Genomic DNA, 18,212 nt, shown 5'->3' on the forward strand with positions numbered 1-18,212 from the left:
GTGCTGGGTGGCCCTCCACAACATCTGAGATCGCGCGGTTCTGCGTTGCGCCCACTGCGGGCGACACGCCCGACCGCGGGGGTCGGGTGGAGGGGAGTCGGAGAAACGTTGTGGCCCGGCCCGGGTCGCGTGACCTGGCGGTACGACGAGTAAAGGACTAACGAGGAGCTATGGCGGGACAGAAGATCCGCATCAGGCTCAAGGCCTACGACCACGAGGTGATCGACACCTCGGCGCGCAAGATCGTTGACACGGTCACCCGTACGGGCGCGAAGGTCGCCGGCCCTGTGCCGCTGCCCACCGAGAAGAACGTCTACTGCGTCATTCGCTCGCCCCACAAGTACAAGGACAGCCGCGAGCACTTCGAGATGCGCACCCACAAGCGCCTCATCGACATCATCGACCCCACCCCCAAGACGGTCGACTCGCTGATGCGGCTCGACCTTCCTGCTGGTGTCGACATCGAGATCAAGCTCTGAGCTGGACGACGAGGCCTGATATTCCATGAGCACTCTTGAACGCAACGTCCGCGGGCTGCTGGGCACCAAGCTCGGCATGACCCAGACCTGGGACGACAACAACCGCATCGTGCCCGTGACCGTCATCGCGGCCGGCACCAACGTGGTCACGCAGGTCCGCCAGCCCGAGACGGACGGCTACAACGCCGTCCAGATCGGTTTCGGCGAGATCGACGGCCGCAAGGTGACCAAGCCGCTGGCAGGGCACTTCGACAAGGCCGGCGTCACGCCGCGCCGCCACGTGGTGGAGATCCGCACTGCGGACGCCGCGTCGTACTCCGTCGGTCAGGAGCTCAGCCCCGAGCTGTTCGCCGCCGGCGACGAGGTCGACGTGACCGGCACCAGCAAGGGCAAGGGCTTCGCCGGTGTGATGAAGCGTCACGGCTTCCACGGCGTCGGTGCCTCCCACGGTGCCCACCGCAACCACCGCAAGCCCGGCTCGATCGGCGCCTGCGCCACCCCCGGCCGCGTCTTCAAGGGCGTCCGGATGGCCGGCCGGATGGGCGGCGACACCGTCACCACCCAGAACATCTCGGTCCACGCCGTGGACGTCGAGAAGGGCTTGATCCTGCTCAAGGGCGCCGTTCCCGGCCCCAAGGGCGGCGTGGTCATGATCCGTTCCGCTGCCAAGTCGCTCGTCAAGGAGGGCTGATCATGGCTGACATCAAGACCGTCGACGTCGATCTCCCCGCCGAGATCTTCGACGTGCAGGTGAACATCCCGCTGATCCACCAGGTCGTGGTGGCCCAGCAGGCCGCTGCTCGCCAGGGCACGCACTCGGTCAAGAGCCGCGGCGAGGTCCGCGGCGGTGGCCGCAAGCCCTACAAGCAGAAGGGCACCGGCCGCGCCCGTCAGGGCTCGACCCGCGCACCGCAGTTCGCCGGCGGTGGCGTGGTCCACGGCCCGACGCCGCGCAGCTACGACCAGCGCACCCCGAAGAAGATGAAGGCCGCCGCCCTGCGCGGTGCCCTCTCCGACCGGGCCCGCGCCGGCCGTATCCACGTGGTGGAGTCGCTGCTCGACGGCGGCGCCCCCTCGACCAAGGCCGCGGTCGCCGCTCTCGCCTCGCTGACCCAGCGCCCCCGTGCGCTGGTCGTGCTGGAGCGTGGCGACGCGCTGACCTGGCTCTCGCTGCGCAACGTGGACAACATCCACATCCTCGCGGTGGACCAGCTCAACACCCGCGACGTGCTGGTGTGCGACGACGTCGTGTTCACCAAGGGTGCCTACGACGCCTTCGTGGCCGGTCCGATGGCGGGCAAGTCCGTCAAGGCAGTGGCCACCTCGACCGAAGCGGATTCAGACAACGGAGCGGAGGTTTCCGAGGCATGAGCAATTTCCACAAGGACCACCGTGACGTGCTGATCGCGCCGGTCGTCAGCGAGAAGAGCTACGGGCTGCTCGACGCGAACAAGTACACCTTCCTGGTGGACCCCAGGGCCAACAAGACCGAGATCAAGATCGCGGTCGAGAAGGTGTTCAACGTCAAGGTGACCTCCGTCAACACCCTGAACCGTGCGGGCAAGACGCGTCGCACCCGCTTCGGCATGGGCAAGCGAGCCAACACCAAGCGCGCGATCGTCAGCCTCGCCGAGGGACAGCGCATCGACATCTTCGGGGGCCCGGTCTCCTGACCGGGTCGTTCGAGACGTAGAGCAGAGGACTGAGAAGAGCTCATGGGCATCCGTAAGTACAAGCCGACTACCCCGGGCCGTCGTGGCTCGTCGGTCGCCGACTTCGTCGAGGTGACGCGGTCGACGCCGGAGAAGTCGCTGGTGCGTCCCCTTCCGAAGAAGGGCGGCCGCAACAACCAGGGCCGGATCACCACCCGTCACCAGGGCGGTGGCCACAAGCGCGCCTACCGCGTCATCGACTTCCGTCGCTACGACAAGGACGGCGTGCCGGCCAAGGTCGCGCACATCGAGTACGACCCGAACCGCACGGCTCGGATCGCGCTGCTGCACTACGCCGACGGCGAGAAGCGGTACATCATCGCTCCGCAGGGTCTGCGTCAGGGCACGGCGGTGGAGGCCGGAGTCAAGGCCGACATCAAGCCGGGCAACAACCTGCCGCTGCGCAACATCCCGGTCGGTACGACGATCCACTGCATCGAGCTCCGGCCCGGTGGTGGCGCCAAGATCGCCCGCTCCGCCGGAATGTCGGCGCAGCTGGTCGCCAAGGAGGGCAGCCGCGCACAGCTCCGGATGCCGTCCGGCGAGATGCGGTACGTCGACGTGCGCTGCCGCGCCACCGTCGGCGAGGTCGGCAACGCCGAGCAGTCGAACATCAACTGGGGCAAGGCCGGCCGCATGCGCTGGAAGGGCAAGCGCCCGACCGTCCGTGGTGTCGTCATGAACCCGGTCGACCACCCGCACGGTGGTGGCGAGGGCAAGACGTCCGGTGGACGTCACCCCGTCTCCCCCTGGGGCAAGCCGGAGGGCCGCACGCGCAAGCGCAAGGCCTCGGACGCCCTCATTGTCCGTCGCCGCAAGTCCGGCAAGCGTCGCTGAGAAGGGAACTGAACCATGCCACGCAGCCTGAAGAAGGGTCCCTTCGTCGACGACCACCTGAGCAAGAAGGTGGACGGACAGAACGAGAAGGGCACGCACAACGTCATCAAGACGTGGTCGCGGCGCTCCATGATCGTGCCGGCCATGATCGGTCACACGATCGCGGTGCACGACGGTCGCAAGCACGTCCCGGTGTTCGTGACCGACTCGATGGTCGGTCACAAGCTCGGGGAGTTCGCGCCGACCCGCACCTACCGCGGGCACGTCAAGGACGACCGGAAGAGCCGCCGCCGCTGATCGCAACCGCGATCGCGCAGCCGACGTCAGCAGAGCCGACAGAGCCGAGAGAGTCGAAACAGTTATGAGCGTTATGGAGCGGAGGCGCGTGAGCGCCCGTCGCGACAGCCTTCTGGGCGACCAGCCCGGGGCTTTCGCCAGCGCGCGCTTCGTCCGGATCACCCCGATGAAGGCGCGTCGTGTCGTAGACATGGTGCGCGGGATGGGTGTCGACGAAGCGCTTGCCCTGCTGCAGTTCGCGCCGCAGGCGGCCAGTGAGACGGTCTACAAGGTCCTCGAGAGTGCGGTCGCCAATGCGGTGACCACCGAGAGCCTCGACCGCAACACCCTGGTCGTGAGCAAGGCGACGGTCGACGAGGGCCCGACGATGAAGCGCTGGCGCCCCCGTGCCCAGGGCCGTGCGTCGCGCATCAACAAGCGGACCAGCCACATCACCCTCGTGGTGCAGCCGGCCGACCAGTCGAACGAGAAGGGACGGAAGGCCTGATGGGTCAGAAAATCAACCCGAACGGTTTCCGGCTCGGGATCTCGACGGACCACCGCAGCCGGTGGTACGCCGACAAGCTCTACAAGGCCTACGTCGGCGAGGACGTGGCGATCCGTCGTCTCCTGTCCAAGGGCATGGAGCGCGCCGGCATCTCCCGCGTCGAGATCGAGCGCACCCGGGACCGAGTGCGGGTCGACATCCACACCGCGCGTCCGGGCATCGTGATCGGTCGCCGCGGCGCCGAGGCGGACCGCATCCGTGGCGAGCTGGAGAAGCTCACCGGCAAGCAGGTGCAGCTGAACATCCTCGAGGTGAAGAACCCCGAGACCGATGCTCAGCTCGTCGCCCAGGGCGTCGCGGAGCAGCTGGCCGGTCGTGTGGCGTTCCGTCGCGCGATGCGCAAGGCGATGCAGACCACGATGCGCAGCGGCGCCAAGGGCGTCCGCATCCAGTGCTCGGGTCGCCTCGGTGGCGCCGAGATGTCGCGCTCGGAGTTCTACCGCGAGGGCCGAGTGCCCCTGCACACCCTGCGCGCCGACATCGACTACGGCTTCTACGAGGCCAAGACCACCTTCGGCCGCATCGGCGTGAAGGTCTGGATCTACAAGGGCGAGGTCGCGGGCACCCGCGCCGAGCGTGAGGCGCAGGCCGCCGCGCGCGCCGGGGCTCCCAGCCGTGGCCGTGGCCGCGCCGGTGAGCGTCCGACCCGTGGCACCCGTGGCGAGCGTCCGACCCGTTCGGACCGCGCCACCGGCACCGAGGCCCCGACCGAGACCGCAGCCGCTCCCGCAGAGGCGCCGGCTGCCGAGACCACCGGACAGGAGGCCTGAGCACCATGCTGATGCCCCGCAGGGTCAAGCACCGCAAGCAGCACCACCCGAAGCGGACGGGTGCGGCCAAGGGTGGCACCAAGCTCGCCTTCGGCGAGTTCGGCATCCAGGCGGTCGAGGCCCACTACGTGACCAACCGCCAGATCGAGTCCGCGCGTATCGCGATGACCCGTCACATCAAGCGTGGTGGAAAGGTGTGGATCAACATCTACCCCGACCGCCCGCTGACCAAGAAGCCGGCCGAGACCCGCATGGGTTCGGGCAAGGGCTCCCCGGAGTGGTGGATCGCCAACGTCAAGCCCGGACGCATCATGTTCGAGCTCTCGGGCGTTCCCGAGGACATCGCTCGCGAGGCCATGCGCCGCGCGATGCACAAGCTCCCGATGAAGTGTCGCTTCGTCACCCGCGAGGCAGGTGAGTTCTGATGGCAGCAACCACAGCGCACGAGATGGACGACATGACCAACGTCGACCTCGAGCAGAAGCTCCGCGAGGCCAAGGAGGAGCTGTTCAACCTCCGCTTCCAGGCCGCGACCGGTCAGCTCGAGAGCCACGGCCGTCTCCGGACGGTCAAGCGAGACATCGCCCGCATCTACACCGTGGTGCGTGAGCGCGAGCTCGGGATCCGTCAGGCCCCGGGCACCGAGGACGGTGCCGCATGAGTGAGAAGGCAGCTGAAGTGACCAAGACAGAGGCGTCCGAGGCGTCGCGCAGCGCCCGCAAGGTCCGCGAGGGCCTCGTGGTCAGCGACAAGATGGAGAAGACCGTCGTCGTCTCCGTCGAGGACCGGGTCAAGCACCCGCTCTACGGCAAGGTCCTGCGGCGCACCAGCAAGCTCAAGGCGCACGACGAGCAGAACCAGTGCGGCGTCGGGGACCGGGTCCTGATCATGGAGACCCGCCCCCTGTCCGCCAGCAAGCGTTGGCGGATCGTCGAAGTGCTCGAGAAGGCCAAGTAATCCCTCAGCCAGCCGGCTGACACGCAAGTTCCGCAAGGCTCAGCCCCGCTGAGAACCGGCGCGACAACCAGGAGAAATACCGATGATCCAGCAGGAGTCGCGACTCAAGGTCGCCGACAACACCGGTGCGAAGGAGATCCTTTGCATCCGTGTGCTCGGCGGATCGGGTCGACGCTACGCAGGCATCGGCGACGTCATCGTCGCCACCGTGAAGGACGCGATCCCCGGTGGCAACGTCAAGAAGGGCGACGTCGTCAAGGCCGTTGTGGTGCGGACCGTGAAGGAGCGTCGCCGTCCGGATGGCTCGTACATCCGGTTCGACGAGAACGCCGCCGTCATCCTCAAGAATGACGGCGAGCCCCGTGGCACCCGCATCTTCGGCCCTGTCGGCCGGGAGCTGCGGGAGAAGAAGTTCATGAAGATCATCTCGCTGGCGCCGGAGGTGCTCTGAGCATGGCTAAGAACCTGAACATCAAGAAGGGCGACACCGTCCGGGTGATCGCGGGCAAGGACAAGGGAGCCGAGGGGCGCGTCATCGCGGTCCTGGCCGAGGAGCAGCGGGTCATCGTCGAAGGCGTGAACCGCATCAAGCGTCACACGAAGGTCGTCAACCAGGGCGGCCGCGCCGGCACCACCGGCGGCATCGTGACGCAGGAGGCGGCCATCCACGTCTCGAACGTGATGCTGGTCGACGGCAAGGGCACCACGCGCATCGGCTACAAGCGCGTCGAGGTGAAGAAGCGTCGTTCCGACGGTTCGGAGTACACCGCGCAGCGCAGCGTCCGCATCTCGCGCAAGACCGGTGAGGAGATCTGATGACTGTGACCGACAGCGCCACCCCGCAGACCCGGGAGATCCCGCGTCTCAAGTCGCGCTACCGCGAGGAGATCCTCCCCGCGCTGCACGAGCAGTTCGGCTACGCGAACGTCATGCAGGTGCCCGGCGTGACCAAGATCGTGGTCAACATGGGTGTGGGCGAGGCTGCCCGCGACTCCAAGCTGATCGACGGCGCGGTCAAGGACCTCACCGCGATCACCGGCCAGAAGCCGCAGGTGACCAAGGCCCGCAAGTCCATCGCGCAGTTCAAGCTTCGCGAGGGCATGCCGATCGGCGCCCACGTGACGCTGCGTGGCGACCGGATGTGGGAGTTCCTGGACCGCCTGCTCACGCTGGCGCTGCCGCGCATCCGCGACTTCCGCGGCCTCTCGCCGAAGCAGTTCGACGGCCGTGGCAACTACACCTTCGGTCTCACCGAGCAGGTCATGTTCCACGAGATCGACCAGGACCGGACCGACCGTGCCCGGGGCATGGACATCACGGTCGTGACGACCGCGACGAACGACGACGAGGGTCGCGCGCTGCTCAAGCAGCTCGGCTTCCCCTTCAAGGAGCAGTGACCGATGGCCAAGACTTCTCTCAAGGTCAAGGCAGCCCGTACCCCGAAGTTCAAGGTGCGTGGCTACACCCGCTGCCAGCGCTGCGGGCGTCCCAAGGCCGTCTACCGCAAGTTCGGCCTGTGCCGAATCTGTCTGCGGGAGATGGCTCACCGGGGCGAGCTTCCCGGCGTCACCAAGAGCAGCTGGTAGTCCACCTTTTCGTTCGACCTATCAACACGCCGCAGGTCGCGCCCTGATCACTCAGGGGCGAAACCGCGGTGGGAAAGGGCCTCACGGCCATGACGATGACTGACCCGATCGCAGACATGCTCACTCGTCTGCGCAACGCCAACCAGGCGTACCACGACTCGGTGTCGATGCCGCACAGCAAGCTGAAGTCCGGCGTCGCCGAGATCCTTCAGCAGGAGGGTTACATCACCTCCTGGAAGGTCGAGGAGCCCGCCGAGGACGCGGACCAGACCGTGGGCAAGACGCTGACGATCACGCTGAAGTACGGCCAGAACCGGGAGCGCTCCATCGCGGGCGTTCGCCGGATCAGCAAGCCCGGCCTGCGCGTCTACGCCAAGCACACCGGCCTCCCGAAGGTGCTCGGTGGCCTCGGCGTCGCGATCATCTCGACGAGCCAGGGTCTGCTGACCGACCGCCAGGCAAACAAGAAGGGCGTAGGTGGGGAAGTCCTCGCCTACGTCTGGTAACGACGAGACCGAGAGGAGAAACGTTCCATGTCGCGTATTGGCAAGCTCCCCATCCCGGTCCCGTCGGGTGTCGACGTCACCGTGGCCGAGCAGCTCGTGACGGTCAAGGGTCCCAAGGGCACCTTGAGCCACACGGTCGCCGTTCCGCTGACCATCGACCGCGCCGAGGACGGTGCGGTGGAGGTGAAGCGCCCGAACGACGAGCGCGAGAGCCGCTCGCTGCACGGCCTGACCCGCACGCTCATCGCCAACATGGTGACCGGCGTGACCGAGGGCTACGAGAAGAAGCTCGAGATCGTCGGAGTCGGCTACCGGGTCCTGTCCAAGGGTCCGACGCAGCTGGAGTTCCAGCTCGGCTACTCGCACACGATCACGTTCAACGCTCCCGACGGCATCACCTTCACGGTGGACGGGCCCACCCGGCTCGGCGTCCAGGGCATCGACAAGCAGCTGGTCGGCGAGGTCGCCGCGAACATCCGCAAGCTGCGCAAGCCCGAGCCTTACAAGGGCAAGGGTGTCCGCTACGCGGGCGAGCAGATTCGTCGCAAGGTCGGAAAGGCTGGTAAGTGACGATGGCTATCTCACTCAAGTCCGGCAAGTACACCAGCGCTCGCACGGCTTCGCGCCTGCGTCGCCAGGTGCGTGGCCGCAAGAAGATCACCGGGACGGCGGAGCGTCCGCGCCTCGTCGTCACTCGGTCGAGCAAGCACATCTCCGTCCAGGTGGTCGACGACGCGGTGGGCAAGACCCTCGCCTTCGCCAGCACGATGGAGGCGGACCTTCGCTCCACCGAGGGCGACAAGTCCGCCAAGGCGCGCAAGGTCGGCGAGCTCGTGGCCGAGCGTGCGAAGGCTGCCGGCGTCCAGGGCGTGGTCTTCGACCGCGCCGGCAACAAGTACCACGGGCGCGTTGCCGCCCTCGCTGAAGGCGCCCGCGAGGGCGGCCTCGCGTTCTGATCGCGAAGACGAGATAGGGAAGAGGTAGTTCGGAATGAGCGGATCACAGCGCCGTACCGGCGCCGGTGGCGACCGTCGCGGAAACCGTGACGACCGCCGCGGCGGCCAGGGTGCGGACAAGACCGCCTACATCGAGCGGGTCGTCGCGATCAACCGTGTCGCCAAGGTCGTGAAGGGTGGTCGTCGCTTCAGCTTCACCGCCCTCGTGATCGTCGGTGACGGCGACGGCATGGTCGGTGTCGGCTACGGCAAGGCCAAGGAAGTCCCGGCCGCGATCGCCAAGGGTGTCGAGGAGGCCAAGAAGAGCTTCTTCCGGGTCCCGCGCGTCCAGGGCACGATCCCGCACCCGGTCCAGGGTGAGAAGGCGGCCGGCGTCGTCCTGCTTCGCCCGGCTGCCCCCGGTACCGGTGTGATCGCCGGTGGCCCGGTGCGCGCCGTGCTGGAGTGCGCCGGCATCCACGACGTGCTCAGCAAGTCGCTGGGCTCGTCGAACCAGATCAACATCGTGCACGCCACCGTCGAGGCGCTGCGCTCGCTCGAGGAGCCCGAGGCCGTCGCGGCCCGCCGTGGCCTCCCCGTCGAGGACGTCGCGCCGGCCGCCCTGCTCCGGGCCCGCGCGGAGGTGAGCCAGTGATGGCGCGCCTCAAGGTCCAGCAGAAGCGGTCGACGATCGGCTGCAAGAAGAACCAGCGGGACACCCTCCGCACGCTTGGTCTCAAGCGCATCGGCGACGTCGTCGTCAAGGAGGACCGTCCCGAGATCCGTGGCATGCTCCAGACGGTCAGGCACATGATCGTCGTGGAAGAGGTGGACTGACATGACGCTCAAGCTGCACCACTTGCGTCCTGCCCCCGGCGCCAAGACCGCGAAGACCCGTGTGGGTCGCGGTGAGGGCTCCAAGGGCAAGACCGCCGGTCGAGGCACCAAGGGCACCAGTGCCCGTTACCAGGTGCCGGCCGGCTTCGAGGGTGGCCAGATGCCCATCCACATGCGGCTGCCGAAGCTCAAGGGCTTCAAGAACCCGTTCAAGGTGGAGTTCCAGGTCGTGAACCTCGACCGGATCAACGAGCTCTTCCCCGAGGGCGGCACCGTCGGACCGCAGGAGCTCGTCGCCCGGGGAGCCGTCCGTGACGGCCTCCCCGTCAAGGTGCTCGGCTCCGGCGACCTCTCGGTCGCCGTCCAGGTGAGCGCGCACTCGTTCTCGGCCTCGGCCAAGGACAAGATCGCGGCCGCCGGCGGAAGCACCACCGAGCTCTGACCAGCAGGTCAGGCTCGACAGCCGACTGACATGTCAGGGGCCCGGGCGACCGGACGTCATCGCACCTGCGGTGACCTCCGGAGGCTCGGGCCCCTGTTAGGCTTCCGGGGTCCTGCCGCACCAGCGCGGGACGTCTGTGTAGGGGAGAAGAGGACCAGGTGTTAGGCGCCTTCGCCAACGCGTTCCGCACGCCGGATCTGCGTCGCAAGCTGCTGTTCGTCGGACTGATCATCGTGATCTTCCGGCTCGGATCGCAGATCCCCGCCCCCGGGGTGAACGTCGGGAACGTTCAGTCCTGTTTCCGTCAGATCGAGAACGACGGCATCTACGGCCTGATCAACCTGTTCTCCGGAGGGGCGCTGCTCCAGCTGACGATCTTCGCGCTGGGCATCATGCCCTACATCACCGCGAGCATCATCCTGCAGCTCCTCGTCGTCGTGATCCCCCGGCTGGAGACCCTCAAGAAGGAGGGCCAGGCCGGCCAGACCAAGATCACCCAGTACACCCGGTACCTCACGCTGGCACTGGCGGTCCTCCAGGCCACCGGCATCGTGGCGCTCGCCCGCTCGCGCCAGCTGCTCCGCGGCTGCCCCGACGCGCTGCTCTACAACGAGGACAGCCTGGCCACCGTGCTGGTCATGGTGATCACCATGACCGCCGGCACCGCGGTCATCATGTGGCTCGGCGAGCTCATCACCGACCGCGGCATCGGCAACGGCATGTCGATCCTGATCTTCACCCAGGTCGTGGCGGGCTTCCCGTCGTCCCTGTGGCAGGTCAAGGTGTCGCGCGGCTGGTGGGTCTTCGCGCTCGTGATGGCGATCGGACTGGTGCTCGTCGCCGCGGTCATCTTCATGGAGCAGGGCCAACGGCGCATCCCGGTGCAGTACGCGCGGCGGATGGTCGGCCGCAAGATGTTCGGCGGCTCGTCGACGTACATCCCGCTCAAGGTGAACCAGGCCGGCATCATCCCGGTCATCTTCGCCTCGAGCCTGCTCTATCTCCCCGCGATGGCGGCACAGTTCGCCGGCGACTCGGGATGGGCGAACTTCCTCAACACCTATCTCGTCTCCGGCGCGCACCCGCTCTACATGGCGGTCTACTTCGCGCTCATCATCTTCTTCACCTACTTCTACGTGGCGATCACCTTCAACCCTGTCGAGGTCGCCGACAACATGAAGAAGTACGGCGGCTTCATTCCCGGGATCCGGGCGGGCAAGCCGACCGAGGAGTACCTCAACTACGTCCTGTCCCGCATCACGCTGCCGGGCTCGCTCTACCTCGGTCTGATCTCGCTGATCCCGCTCATCGCCCTGGTGCTGGTGAACGCCAACCAGAACTTCCCCTTCGGCGGAACCTCCATCCTGATCATGGTGGGTGTCGCCCTGGACACGGTGAAGCAGATCGAGAGCCAGCTGCAGCAGCGGAACTACGAAGGGTTCCTGCGCTGATATGAGACTGATCCTGATGGGCCCCCCGGGGGCAGGCAAGGGCACCCAAGCCAAGGTCATCGCCCAGCGGCTGGGCATCCCGGCGATCTCGACCGGCGACATCTTCCGGGCCAACGTGTCCGAGGAGACGCCGCTGGGCGTCGAGGCCAAGCGCTACATGGACGCGGGGGAGTACGTCCCGGACGAGGTCACCAACGCGATGGTGCGCGACCGGATCGCGCAGGCCGACGCGCTCGAGGGCTTCCTGCTCGACGGCTACCCGCGCACCCTCTCCCAGGTGGAGGAGCTCGACTCGATGCTCGCCGAGCACGGTCAGTCGATCGACGCGGCGGTCGTGCTGACCGTGGACCAGGACGAGATCGTGCAGCGGCTGACCCACCGGGCCGAGGTCGAGGGCCGCACCGACGACACCGAGGACGTCATCCGGCACCGTCAGGACGTCTACGTCGAGCAGACCGCGCCGCTCATCGAGGTGTACCGCGACCGCGGCCAGCTCCAGGAGGTCGACGGCATGGGCGCCGTCGACGAGGTCACCGAGCGCGTGTTCGCGGTCCTCGGCGACCCCGACGTCACCCCGGGCTGAGCGTCCCTGATGTTCCGCGAGCGCGGCATCGAGCTGAAGACCCCCGAGCAGATCGACCTCATGCGTGAGGCCGGTCTCGTCGTGGGGGTGACCCTGGAGCTGGTGCGGCACGCCGTCAAGCCCGGCATGACCACCGCCGACCTGGACGCGCTGGCCGAGGACCACATCCGCTCGCGCGGCGCGGTGCCGTCCTTCAAGGGCTACCACGGCTTTCCGGGCACGCTGTGCGTCTCGGTGAACGACCAGGTCGTGCACGGCATCCCCGGCGACCGGGTGATCGAGGACGGCGACGTGGTCTCGATCGACTGCGGCGCCATCGTCCAGGGCTGGCACGGCGACGCGGCGCTCACCGTGGCCGTCGGCGAGGTGCCGGCCGAGGTGGCCGAGCTGATCCGGGTCACCGAGGAGGCGATGTGGCACGGGATCGCTGCCGCGGCGCTGGGTGGCCGGGTCGGCGACATCTCGCACGCCGTGGAGAGCTACGTCCGCAGCCAGGGCGACTACGGCATCCTCGAGGACTACGTCGGGCACGGCATCGGCTCGGCGATGCACCAGCCCCCGAACGTGCCCAACGTCGGCCGGCCCGGCAAGGGCCCGAAGCTGGTGCGGGGTCTCGCGCTGGCCGTGGAGCCGATGGTGGTGCTCGGCTCGCCGGACACCACGGTGCTCGAGGACGACTGGACGGTCGTGACCGACGACGGGTCGTGGGCGGCCCACGCGGAGAACACCTTCACGCTCACCCCGGACGGCGCCTGGGTGCTGACCGCCCTCGACGGTGGCGAGGCCAAGCTGGCCGAGCTGGGCGTCCCCTTCGGCGGTCCGGCGGGCGGCTCGAAATAGCAGCGGTCGCTGCGGCGTTGCACTGATCGATGACTCCTTCACCGCTGACCCTGTCCGTGCTCGACCTCGTCCCGGTCCGCTCCGACCAGACCACCGGCGACGGCATCCGGGCGTCCCTCGACCTGGCCCGGGCCGCCGACGAGGCCGGCTACCGCCGTTACTGGGTCGCCGAGCACCACAACATGCCGGCCGTGGCGGCCACCAACCCGCCGGTGCTGATCGCGATGATCGCGGCGGCCACCGCACGGATCCGGGTCGGCTCGGGCGGCGTGATGCTGCCCAACCACGCCCCGTTGGTGGTGGCCGAGCAGTTCGCGCTGCTGGAGGCCGCCTACCCGGGGCGGATCGACCTCGGCATCGGCCGTGCCCCCGGCACCGACCCGGTCACCCGGTGGGTGCTGCGCAACGGTGCCACCTCGACCGAGGAGGACCCGGTCGCGCGGTTCCCCGAGTACGTCGAGGACGTCCGCGCGCTGATGGCGCCGGAAGGCGCCGGCCTCGCCGTACGCGGCGACACCTTCGAGCTGCGGGCCACCCCGCGGGCCAGCGGGGTGCCGACCATCTGGCTGCTGGGTTCCTCGGACTACTCGGCGCGGCTCGCCGCCCGGATGGGACTGCCCTACGTGTTCGCCCACCACTTCGCCGGGCAGGGGACCGCGGAGGCCCTCGAGCTCTACCGCGACTCGTTCCAGCCCTCCGCCGAGCTCGACCGGCCGCGCACCTTCCTGACCGTGAACGCGGCGGTGGCCGAGACCGCCGAGGAGGCCGAGCGGCTGGCGCTGCCCCAGCTGCACGCGATGGTGGCGCTGCGCACCGGCGGGACGCTGCGGCCGCAGCTGCTCGTCGAGGAGGCCGAGGCCGCCCAGCTGCCGCCGGCGCACGCGGCGATGCTGGACAGCATGCGCGGCCGCTGGGTCGTCGGCGAGCCGGAGTCGGCGGCCAAGCAGATCCGGGTGCTCGCCGAGCGCTACGGCGTGGACGAGGTCATGGTGCACCCGGTGGCCGGTGCGGTCGTGGGCACGGCGGCCGACTCCTCCCCGGCGCGGGAGCGCACCCTCCGCCTGCTCGCGGAGGCAGTCGACGGCTGACCGGCCGCCCGGATTAACGCTCGGCGCGTGTTCTCCCCTAGACTGGGACGTCGGCCCAACGTGGGTCTGTCTCGTGGTGCCCTGCGGCTGCCGCCCAGCGACGCGGTTCCGGTTCTCCGGTTCTGTGGCGCGCGCGGGAATGGGGTTCCACGAGCTGGTCCCACGAGGTCCACCCGGCTCCGGCCGGGGCGGTTCCCGGGTCGAAACGGTAGACAACCAACCAAGCGGATTGCGGAGGACATGCCGAAGAAAGAAGGCGTGATCGAGATCGAGGGCACCGTTGTGGAGGCTCTCCCGAACGCGATGTTCCGGGTGGAGCTCAGCAACGGACACAAGGTCCTCGCTCACATCAGCGGCAAGATGCGTCAGCACTACATCCGGATCCTCCCCGAGGACCGCGTGGTGGTGGAGCTCTCGCCCTACGACCTGACCCGTGGGCGGATCGTCTACCGCTACAAGTGAGACACCTGTGGGCTCCGCCTGCGGGGACCCCTGTCCTGGTGGTCACGTCGTGGCGACCGAGGCGGGACAGCCGAGTCAACGAGAAAGAGCTTCTTCATGAAGGTCAACCCGAGCGTCAAGCCGATCTGTGACAAGTGCAAGGTGATCCGTCGCCACGGCCGCGTCATGGTGATCTGCGAGAACCCTCGCCACAAGCAGCGCCAGGGCTGAGCCCCGGCGTTCGGAGGGCCGGTACGCCGGCCCGCCGTCGCAACATCTGAACACCACACAACGTGATCGCTCCTCACCGGCAGCTCGGTGAGGTCACCCCCGGGCGGAGGCCGGGGCCCGACGGCAGGTCCGTCGGGGCGCGACACGACCGACACCTCCGGAACGTCGAAGGGACACCGCCACCACATGGCACGCCTCGTTGGTGTCGACCTGCCGCGCGACAAGCGCGTGGAGATCGCACTCACCTACATCTACGGCATCGGCCGTACCCGCTCCCAGCAGCTCCTGGCCTCGACCGGGGTCGACCCGAACATGCGGGTCCACCAGCTGGGTGACGAGGAGCTGGTCAAGCTCCGCGACGAGATCGAAGCCAACTTCAAGATCGAGGGCGACCTCCGTCGAGAGGTCCAGGCCGACATCCGCCGCAAGATCGAGATCGGCAGCTACCAGGGCCGCAGGCACCGTCAGGGCCTGCCCGTCCGTGGTCAGCGCACCAAGACCAACGCGCGCACCCGCAAGGGCCCCAAGCGCACCGTCGCCGGCAAGAAGAAGGCGAAGTGATCCCGGCCGGCCTCAGCCCCGCCGCGATCATCGCCGACTTCCAGATCACGCTCACCCCAGCCATCCCCAGGAGTAACTGAATGCCTCCCAAGAGCCGACAGGCTTCCGGCGCCAAGAAGGTGCGTCGCAAGGAGAAGAAGAACGTCGCTCAGGGCGAAGCCCACATCAAGAGCACGTTCAACAACACCATCGTCACGATCACCGACCCCACCGGTGCGGTGATCTCGTGGGCCTCTGCCGGCACCGTCGGCTTCAAGGGCTCGCGCAAGTCCACCCCGTTCGCTGCGCAGATGGCCGCCGAGGCTGCCGGACGCCGGGCGATGGAGCACGGCATGAAGAAGATCGACGTCTTCGTCAAGGGTCCGGGTTCGGGCCGCGAGACGGCGATCCGTTCGTTGGGTGCGATCGGCCTCGAGGTCGGCACCATCCAGGACGTCACGCCGACGCCCCACAACGGATGCCGCCCGCCCAAGCGCCGCCGCGTCTGACCGCCCCCTGCCTTAAGCGATACAAGGAGACTTGAGAGATGGCCCGTTACACCGGCCCCATGACGAAGAAGTCGCGCCGTCTCGGCGTCGACCTCGTCGGCGGTGACGCCGCGTACGAGCGTCGCCCCTACCCGCCCGGCCAGCACGGCCGCGCGCGGATCAAGGAGAGCGAGTACCGCACCCAGCTGCAGGAGAAGCAGAAGGCGCGTTTCACCTACGGGGTGCTCGAGAAGCAGTTCCACAACTACTACACCGAGGCCAGCCGTCGTCCCGGCAAGACCGGTGACAACCTGCTCCAGCTGCTGGAGTGCCGCCTCGACAACGTGGTCTACCGTGCCGGGTTCGCCCGCACGCGCCGCCACGCGCGTCAGCTGGTCACGCACGGTCACTTCCGGGTGAACGGCAAGAAGGTGGACATCCCCTCCTTCCAGGTGACCCAGCACGACGTGATCGACGTACGCGAGAAGTCGCTCGAGATGACCCCGTTCATCGTGGCTCGTGAGACCCACGGCGAGCGCGTCGTCCCCGCCTGGATGGAGGCGCTGCCCAACCGGATGCGCATCCTGATCCACCAGACCCCGGTCCGTCAGCAGATCGACGTGCCGGTCCAGGAGCAGCTGATCGTGGAGTTCTACTCCAAGAAGTGACCCTCGGGGGTCCGCCCCCGGGGAACCTGTCGGTCGGCGGGGTCGTTGTTCCCACAGCGGCTCCGTCCTCCGCGGGCCCCGGTTGGTGGCCGCACCGCTGATCCGGTGCTCCATCGCCATCCGTCCCTGCAGTTCGAGTCCGTCATATAGCGGGTGGGCTCGGAAAGGAATAACGAAGTGCTTATCGCCCAGCGCCCGACCCTGTCGGAAGAGGTCGTCGACGACTTCCGTTCGCGGTTCGTGATCGAGCCTCTCGAGCCCGGTTTCGGCTACACCCTCGGCAACTCGCTGCGCCGTACGCTGCTCTCCTCGATCCCGGGGGCCTCGGTCACCAGCATCAAGGTCGACGGCGTGCTGCACGAGTTCTCCACCATCGACGGCGTGAAGGAGGACGTCACCGAGGTCATCCTGAACCTCAAGGACCTCGTGGTCTCCTCCGAGCACGACGAGCCGGTGACGATGTACCTGCGCAAGCAGGGTCCCGGTGACGTCACCGCCGCCGACATCGCGCCGCCGGCCGGTGTCGAGGTGCACAACACCGACCTCAAGCTCGCCACCCTCAACGACAAGGGCAAGCTCGAGATGGAGCTGGTCGTCGAGCGCGGCCGCGGCTACGTCTCCGCGGTCCAGAACAAGGGCGGCGACAACGAGATCGGCCGGATGCCGGTCGACTCGATCTACAGCCCGGTCCTCAAGGTCACCTACAAGGTCGAGGCCACCCGTGTCGAGCAGCGCACGGACTTCGACAAGCTGGTGATCGACGTCGAGACCAAGCCCTCGATCCGCCCCCGTGACGCGATCGCCTCGGCCGGCAAGACCCTGGTCGAGCTGTTCGGCCTGGCGCGTGAGCTGAACGTCGAGGCCGAGGGCATCGACATCGGTCCCTCGCCCGTCGACGAGCAGCTCGCCGCCGACCTGGCGCTGCCGGTGGAGGAGCTCAACCTCACCGTCCGCTCCTACAACTGCCTGAAGCGTGAGGGCATCCACACCGTGGGTGAGCTCATCTCGCGCTCGGAGCAGGATCTGCTCGACATCCGCAACTTCGGTGCGAAGTCGATCGACGAGGTCAAGGCCAAGCTCGTCGAGATGGGCCTGTCGCTGAAGGACTCCGCCCCGGGCTTCGACCCGCAGGCGGCCCTGGCGGCCTACGACGACGACGATGACTCCTTCGTCGAGGACGAGCAGTACTGAGCCTCGACCTCGGTCGGCTCGACCACTGTCAAACCCTCTATCCGGGTACCTGGTACGGCCCGGAAGAAATGAGAAACCACGATGCCTACCCCCAAGAAGGGTGCCCGCCTCGGCGGTAGCCCGGCGCACCAGCGGCTGATCCTGGCCAACCTGGCCACCGCGCTGTTCGAGCACGGTCGGATCACGACCACCGAGGCCAAGGCGCGCGTGCTGCGTCCGGTCGCCGAGAAGCTGATCACCAAGGCGAAGAAGGGTGACCTGCACAACCGTCGCCAGGTTCTCGCCACGATCCGCGACAAGGGCGTCGTGCACGCCCTCTTCGAGGAGATCGGCCCGCGCTACGCCGAGCGTCCGGGTGGCTACACCCGGATCACCAAGCTCGGCCCCCGCAAGGGCGACAACGCCCCGATGGCGGTCATCGAGCTCGTGACCGAGGACTACGCGCCGAAGGCTCCCCGGACCAGGACGGCGCCCGCGGCGGCACCGGCTCCGGCCGCCGAGGAGACCCCGGCCGAGGAGACCCCGGCCGAGGAGGCCCCGGTGGCGGAGACCGCCGACGAGGTCACCGAGGCGCCCGCCACCCAGGGCACCGAGCCCGAGGCTCCCGCCGAGGAGGCCACCCTCGAGCCCGCCCCGGGCTCCGAGGACCCGGCCGAGCAGGCGGCCACCGAGGACGCTCCCGCCGAGAAGACCGCCGACGAGGCGGTCGACGAGGCCAAGAAGTCCGAGTGACCTGAGCGGCCACCCGCCGCGCCGGTCCCCGGCACCCCGCACCATCCGCAAGGC

The 18,212-nt window shown here is 68.1% G+C and carries 32 protein-coding genes; all 32 read left to right on the forward strand.

Going from position 1 to position 18,212, the window contains the following annotated elements; translation table 11 throughout:
* The first annotated feature begins 170 nt into the window (after positions 1–170).
* The 32 genes from rpsJ (at position 171) to rplQ (ending at position 18,158) form a co-directional block, all read left to right on the forward strand.
* Positions 171–479, forward strand: a complete 309-nt coding sequence (gene rpsJ / locus H9L09_RS12320; protein WP_008360994.1) for a 30S ribosomal protein S10 — start codon at positions 171–173, stop codon at positions 477–479.
* A gap of 25 nt (positions 480–504) precedes the next feature.
* Complete coding sequence (gene rplC, locus H9L09_RS12325; RefSeq protein WP_187577235.1) at positions 505–1,170, forward strand: 50S ribosomal protein L3; 666 nt, start codon at positions 505–507, stop codon at positions 1,168–1,170.
* A gap of 2 nt (positions 1,171–1,172) precedes the next feature.
* On the forward strand, positions 1,173–1,850 hold the full coding sequence (gene rplD, locus H9L09_RS12330) for a 50S ribosomal protein L4 (RefSeq protein ID WP_187577236.1): 678 nt from the start codon (positions 1,173–1,175) through the stop codon (positions 1,848–1,850).
* Positions 1,847–2,152, forward strand: a complete 306-nt coding sequence (gene rplW, locus H9L09_RS12335) for a 50S ribosomal protein L23 (RefSeq protein ID WP_187577238.1) — start codon at positions 1,847–1,849, stop codon at positions 2,150–2,152. The genes rplD and rplW overlap by 4 nt, the downstream gene beginning before the upstream one ends.
* Before the next feature lie 42 nt (positions 2,153–2,194).
* Complete coding sequence (rplB, locus tag H9L09_RS12340) at positions 2,195–3,028, forward strand: 50S ribosomal protein L2 (RefSeq protein ID WP_187577239.1); 834 nt, start codon at positions 2,195–2,197, stop codon at positions 3,026–3,028.
* A gap of 15 nt (positions 3,029–3,043) precedes the next feature.
* On the forward strand, positions 3,044–3,325 hold the full coding sequence (gene rpsS, locus H9L09_RS12345; protein WP_187577240.1) for a 30S ribosomal protein S19: 282 nt from the start codon (positions 3,044–3,046) through the stop codon (positions 3,323–3,325).
* 64 nt (positions 3,326–3,389) lie between these two features.
* Positions 3,390–3,812: a 50S ribosomal protein L22 gene (rplV, locus tag H9L09_RS12350; RefSeq protein WP_187577241.1), complete on the forward strand. Its 423-nt coding sequence runs from the start codon at positions 3,390–3,392 to the stop codon at positions 3,810–3,812.
* Positions 3,812–4,642, forward strand: coding sequence for a 30S ribosomal protein S3 (gene rpsC / locus H9L09_RS12355; protein ID WP_187577242.1), 831 nt, complete (start codon positions 3,812–3,814; stop codon positions 4,640–4,642). The genes rplV and rpsC overlap by 1 nt, the downstream gene beginning before the upstream one ends.
* Before the next feature lie 5 nt (positions 4,643–4,647).
* Complete coding sequence (gene rplP / locus H9L09_RS12360) at positions 4,648–5,067, forward strand: 50S ribosomal protein L16 (RefSeq protein WP_187577243.1); 420 nt, start codon at positions 4,648–4,650, stop codon at positions 5,065–5,067.
* Positions 5,067–5,303 (forward strand): 50S ribosomal protein L29, encoded by a 237-nt coding sequence (gene rpmC, locus H9L09_RS12365; RefSeq protein WP_187577244.1) that lies wholly within the window; start codon positions 5,067–5,069, stop codon positions 5,301–5,303. The genes rplP and rpmC overlap by 1 nt, the downstream gene beginning before the upstream one ends.
* A complete protein-coding gene (gene rpsQ / locus H9L09_RS12370) occupies positions 5,300–5,599 on the forward strand; it encodes a 30S ribosomal protein S17 (protein ID WP_187577245.1) in 300 nt (99 codons plus the stop codon). The genes rpmC and rpsQ overlap by 4 nt, the downstream gene beginning before the upstream one ends.
* Positions 5,600–5,681: 82 nt before the next feature.
* On the forward strand, positions 5,682–6,050 hold the full coding sequence (gene rplN / locus H9L09_RS12375) for a 50S ribosomal protein L14 (RefSeq protein ID WP_011757324.1): 369 nt from the start codon (positions 5,682–5,684) through the stop codon (positions 6,048–6,050).
* A 2-nt stretch (positions 6,051–6,052) separates the two neighbouring features.
* A complete protein-coding gene (gene rplX, locus H9L09_RS12380; protein ID WP_223164021.1) occupies positions 6,053–6,415 on the forward strand; it encodes a 50S ribosomal protein L24 in 363 nt (120 codons plus the stop codon).
* Positions 6,415–6,996 carry a 50S ribosomal protein L5 gene (gene rplE, locus H9L09_RS12385; RefSeq protein WP_187577246.1) on the forward strand — a complete coding sequence of 194 codons (582 nt, stop codon included), beginning with the start codon at positions 6,415–6,417 and terminating at the stop codon, positions 6,994–6,996. Before rplX ends, rplE begins: the two co-directional genes overlap by 1 nt.
* A gap of 3 nt (positions 6,997–6,999) precedes the next feature.
* A complete protein-coding gene (locus H9L09_RS12390; protein ID WP_187577247.1) occupies positions 7,000–7,185 on the forward strand; it encodes a type Z 30S ribosomal protein S14 in 186 nt (61 codons plus the stop codon).
* Between the two features lie 89 nt (positions 7,186–7,274).
* Positions 7,275–7,691: a 30S ribosomal protein S8 gene (gene rpsH, locus H9L09_RS12395; protein WP_187577248.1), complete on the forward strand. Its 417-nt coding sequence runs from the start codon at positions 7,275–7,277 to the stop codon at positions 7,689–7,691.
* Positions 7,692–7,718: 27 nt separating this feature from the next.
* Positions 7,719–8,261, forward strand: coding sequence for a 50S ribosomal protein L6 (gene rplF / locus H9L09_RS12400; protein WP_187577249.1), 543 nt, complete (start codon positions 7,719–7,721; stop codon positions 8,259–8,261).
* A gap of 2 nt (positions 8,262–8,263) precedes the next feature.
* Complete coding sequence (gene rplR / locus H9L09_RS12405; protein WP_187577250.1) at positions 8,264–8,647, forward strand: 50S ribosomal protein L18; 384 nt, start codon at positions 8,264–8,266, stop codon at positions 8,645–8,647.
* Positions 8,648–8,681: 34 nt separating this feature from the next.
* The gene (gene rpsE / locus H9L09_RS12410; RefSeq protein ID WP_187577251.1) at positions 8,682–9,281 is read left to right on the forward strand and encodes a 30S ribosomal protein S5; all 600 of its coding nucleotides are present in this window, start codon (positions 8,682–8,684) and stop codon (positions 9,279–9,281) included.
* On the forward strand, positions 9,281–9,463 hold the full coding sequence (gene rpmD / locus H9L09_RS12415; protein ID WP_187577252.1) for a 50S ribosomal protein L30: 183 nt from the start codon (positions 9,281–9,283) through the stop codon (positions 9,461–9,463). Before rpsE ends, rpmD begins: the two co-directional genes overlap by 1 nt.
* A 1-nt stretch (position 9,464) precedes the next feature.
* Positions 9,465–9,905 carry a 50S ribosomal protein L15 gene (gene rplO / locus H9L09_RS12420; protein ID WP_187577253.1) on the forward strand — a complete coding sequence of 147 codons (441 nt, stop codon included), beginning with the start codon at positions 9,465–9,467 and terminating at the stop codon, positions 9,903–9,905.
* A gap of 158 nt (positions 9,906–10,063) precedes the next feature.
* Positions 10,064–11,356 (forward strand): preprotein translocase subunit SecY, encoded by a 1,293-nt coding sequence (gene secY / locus H9L09_RS12425; RefSeq protein WP_187577254.1) that lies wholly within the window; start codon positions 10,064–10,066, stop codon positions 11,354–11,356.
* A 1-nt stretch (position 11,357) separates the two neighbouring features.
* Positions 11,358–11,939, forward strand: a complete 582-nt coding sequence (locus tag H9L09_RS12430; RefSeq protein ID WP_187577255.1) for an adenylate kinase — start codon at positions 11,358–11,360, stop codon at positions 11,937–11,939.
* 9 nt (positions 11,940–11,948) lie between these two features.
* Complete coding sequence (map, locus tag H9L09_RS12435) at positions 11,949–12,779, forward strand: type I methionyl aminopeptidase (RefSeq protein WP_187577256.1); 831 nt, start codon at positions 11,949–11,951, stop codon at positions 12,777–12,779.
* Positions 12,780–12,808: 29 nt separating this feature from the next.
* A complete protein-coding gene (locus H9L09_RS12440) occupies positions 12,809–13,867 on the forward strand; it encodes an LLM class flavin-dependent oxidoreductase (protein ID WP_246455987.1) in 1,059 nt (352 codons plus the stop codon).
* Positions 13,868–14,107: 240 nt separating this feature from the next.
* Entirely contained in the window at positions 14,108–14,329 is a 222-nt protein-coding gene (gene infA, locus H9L09_RS12445; protein ID WP_011757309.1) for a translation initiation factor IF-1, read from the forward strand.
* Between the two features lie 96 nt (positions 14,330–14,425).
* Positions 14,426–14,539, forward strand: coding sequence for a 50S ribosomal protein L36 (gene rpmJ, locus H9L09_RS12450; protein WP_004008316.1), 114 nt, complete (start codon positions 14,426–14,428; stop codon positions 14,537–14,539).
* A gap of 186 nt (positions 14,540–14,725) precedes the next feature.
* Positions 14,726–15,100, forward strand: a complete 375-nt coding sequence (rpsM, locus tag H9L09_RS12455) for a 30S ribosomal protein S13 (RefSeq protein ID WP_187577257.1) — start codon at positions 14,726–14,728, stop codon at positions 15,098–15,100.
* Between the two features lie 80 nt (positions 15,101–15,180).
* A complete protein-coding gene (rpsK, locus tag H9L09_RS12460; RefSeq protein WP_129985013.1) occupies positions 15,181–15,588 on the forward strand; it encodes a 30S ribosomal protein S11 in 408 nt (135 codons plus the stop codon).
* 38 nt (positions 15,589–15,626) lie between these two features.
* Entirely contained in the window at positions 15,627–16,235 is a 609-nt protein-coding gene (gene rpsD / locus H9L09_RS12465) for a 30S ribosomal protein S4 (RefSeq protein ID WP_187577258.1), read from the forward strand.
* A gap of 177 nt (positions 16,236–16,412) precedes the next feature.
* Positions 16,413–17,426, forward strand: a complete 1,014-nt coding sequence (locus tag H9L09_RS12470) for a DNA-directed RNA polymerase subunit alpha (RefSeq protein WP_187577259.1) — start codon at positions 16,413–16,415, stop codon at positions 17,424–17,426.
* Positions 17,427–17,507: 81 nt separating this feature from the next.
* A complete protein-coding gene (gene rplQ, locus H9L09_RS12475; RefSeq protein WP_187577260.1) occupies positions 17,508–18,158 on the forward strand; it encodes a 50S ribosomal protein L17 in 651 nt (216 codons plus the stop codon).
* Positions 18,159–18,212: the final 54 nt, after the last annotated feature.

Source organism: Nocardioides mesophilus (assembly GCF_014395785.1).
Taxonomy (GTDB): Bacteria; Actinomycetota; Actinomycetes; order Propionibacteriales; family Nocardioidaceae; genus Nocardioides_B; species Nocardioides_B mesophilus.

Excerpts from the sequence above, each read along its gene's own strand:
- rpsJ (WP_008360994.1), top strand. The coding sequence starts at position 171 with ATGGCGGGACAGAAGATCCGCATCAGGCTCAAGGCCTACGACCACGAG.
- rplC (WP_187577235.1), top strand. The coding sequence starts at position 505 with ATGAGCACTCTTGAACGCAACGTCCGCGGGCTGCTGGGCACCAAGCTC.
- rplD (WP_187577236.1), top strand. The coding sequence starts at position 1,173 with ATGGCTGACATCAAGACCGTCGACGTCGATCTCCCCGCCGAGATCTTC.
- rplW (WP_187577238.1), top strand. The coding sequence starts at position 1,847 with ATGAGCAATTTCCACAAGGACCACCGTGACGTGCTGATCGCGCCGGTC.
- rplB (WP_187577239.1), top strand. The coding sequence starts at position 2,195 with ATGGGCATCCGTAAGTACAAGCCGACTACCCCGGGCCGTCGTGGCTCG.
- rpsS (WP_187577240.1), top strand. The coding sequence starts at position 3,044 with ATGCCACGCAGCCTGAAGAAGGGTCCCTTCGTCGACGACCACCTGAGC.
- rplV (WP_187577241.1), top strand. The coding sequence starts at position 3,390 with ATGAGCGTTATGGAGCGGAGGCGCGTGAGCGCCCGTCGCGACAGCCTT.
- rpsC (WP_187577242.1), top strand. The coding sequence starts at position 3,812 with ATGGGTCAGAAAATCAACCCGAACGGTTTCCGGCTCGGGATCTCGACG.
- rplP (WP_187577243.1), top strand. The coding sequence starts at position 4,648 with ATGCTGATGCCCCGCAGGGTCAAGCACCGCAAGCAGCACCACCCGAAG.
- rpmC (WP_187577244.1), top strand. The coding sequence starts at position 5,067 with ATGGCAGCAACCACAGCGCACGAGATGGACGACATGACCAACGTCGAC.
- rpsQ (WP_187577245.1), top strand. The coding sequence starts at position 5,300 with ATGAGTGAGAAGGCAGCTGAAGTGACCAAGACAGAGGCGTCCGAGGCG.
- rplN (WP_011757324.1), top strand. The coding sequence starts at position 5,682 with ATGATCCAGCAGGAGTCGCGACTCAAGGTCGCCGACAACACCGGTGCG.
- rplX (WP_223164021.1), top strand. The coding sequence starts at position 6,053 with ATGGCTAAGAACCTGAACATCAAGAAGGGCGACACCGTCCGGGTGATC.
- rplE (WP_187577246.1), top strand. The coding sequence starts at position 6,415 with ATGACTGTGACCGACAGCGCCACCCCGCAGACCCGGGAGATCCCGCGT.
- H9L09_RS12390 (WP_187577247.1), top strand. The coding sequence starts at position 7,000 with ATGGCCAAGACTTCTCTCAAGGTCAAGGCAGCCCGTACCCCGAAGTTC.
- rpsH (WP_187577248.1), top strand. The coding sequence starts at position 7,275 with ATGACGATGACTGACCCGATCGCAGACATGCTCACTCGTCTGCGCAAC.
- rplF (WP_187577249.1), top strand. The coding sequence starts at position 7,719 with ATGTCGCGTATTGGCAAGCTCCCCATCCCGGTCCCGTCGGGTGTCGAC.
- rplR (WP_187577250.1), top strand. The coding sequence starts at position 8,264 with ATGGCTATCTCACTCAAGTCCGGCAAGTACACCAGCGCTCGCACGGCT.
- rpsE (WP_187577251.1), top strand. The coding sequence starts at position 8,682 with ATGAGCGGATCACAGCGCCGTACCGGCGCCGGTGGCGACCGTCGCGGA.
- rpmD (WP_187577252.1), top strand. The coding sequence starts at position 9,281 with ATGGCGCGCCTCAAGGTCCAGCAGAAGCGGTCGACGATCGGCTGCAAG.
- rplO (WP_187577253.1), top strand. The coding sequence starts at position 9,465 with ATGACGCTCAAGCTGCACCACTTGCGTCCTGCCCCCGGCGCCAAGACC.
- H9L09_RS12430 (WP_187577255.1), top strand. The coding sequence starts at position 11,358 with ATGAGACTGATCCTGATGGGCCCCCCGGGGGCAGGCAAGGGCACCCAA.
- map (WP_187577256.1), top strand. The coding sequence starts at position 11,949 with ATGTTCCGCGAGCGCGGCATCGAGCTGAAGACCCCCGAGCAGATCGAC.
- H9L09_RS12440 (WP_246455987.1), top strand. The coding sequence starts at position 12,809 with ATGACTCCTTCACCGCTGACCCTGTCCGTGCTCGACCTCGTCCCGGTC.
- infA (WP_011757309.1), top strand. The coding sequence starts at position 14,108 with ATGCCGAAGAAAGAAGGCGTGATCGAGATCGAGGGCACCGTTGTGGAG.
- rpmJ (WP_004008316.1), top strand. The coding sequence starts at position 14,426 with ATGAAGGTCAACCCGAGCGTCAAGCCGATCTGTGACAAGTGCAAGGTG.
- rpsM (WP_187577257.1), top strand. The coding sequence starts at position 14,726 with ATGGCACGCCTCGTTGGTGTCGACCTGCCGCGCGACAAGCGCGTGGAG.
- rpsK (WP_129985013.1), top strand. The coding sequence starts at position 15,181 with ATGCCTCCCAAGAGCCGACAGGCTTCCGGCGCCAAGAAGGTGCGTCGC.
- rpsD (WP_187577258.1), top strand. The coding sequence starts at position 15,627 with ATGGCCCGTTACACCGGCCCCATGACGAAGAAGTCGCGCCGTCTCGGC.
- rplQ (WP_187577260.1), top strand. The coding sequence starts at position 17,508 with ATGCCTACCCCCAAGAAGGGTGCCCGCCTCGGCGGTAGCCCGGCGCAC.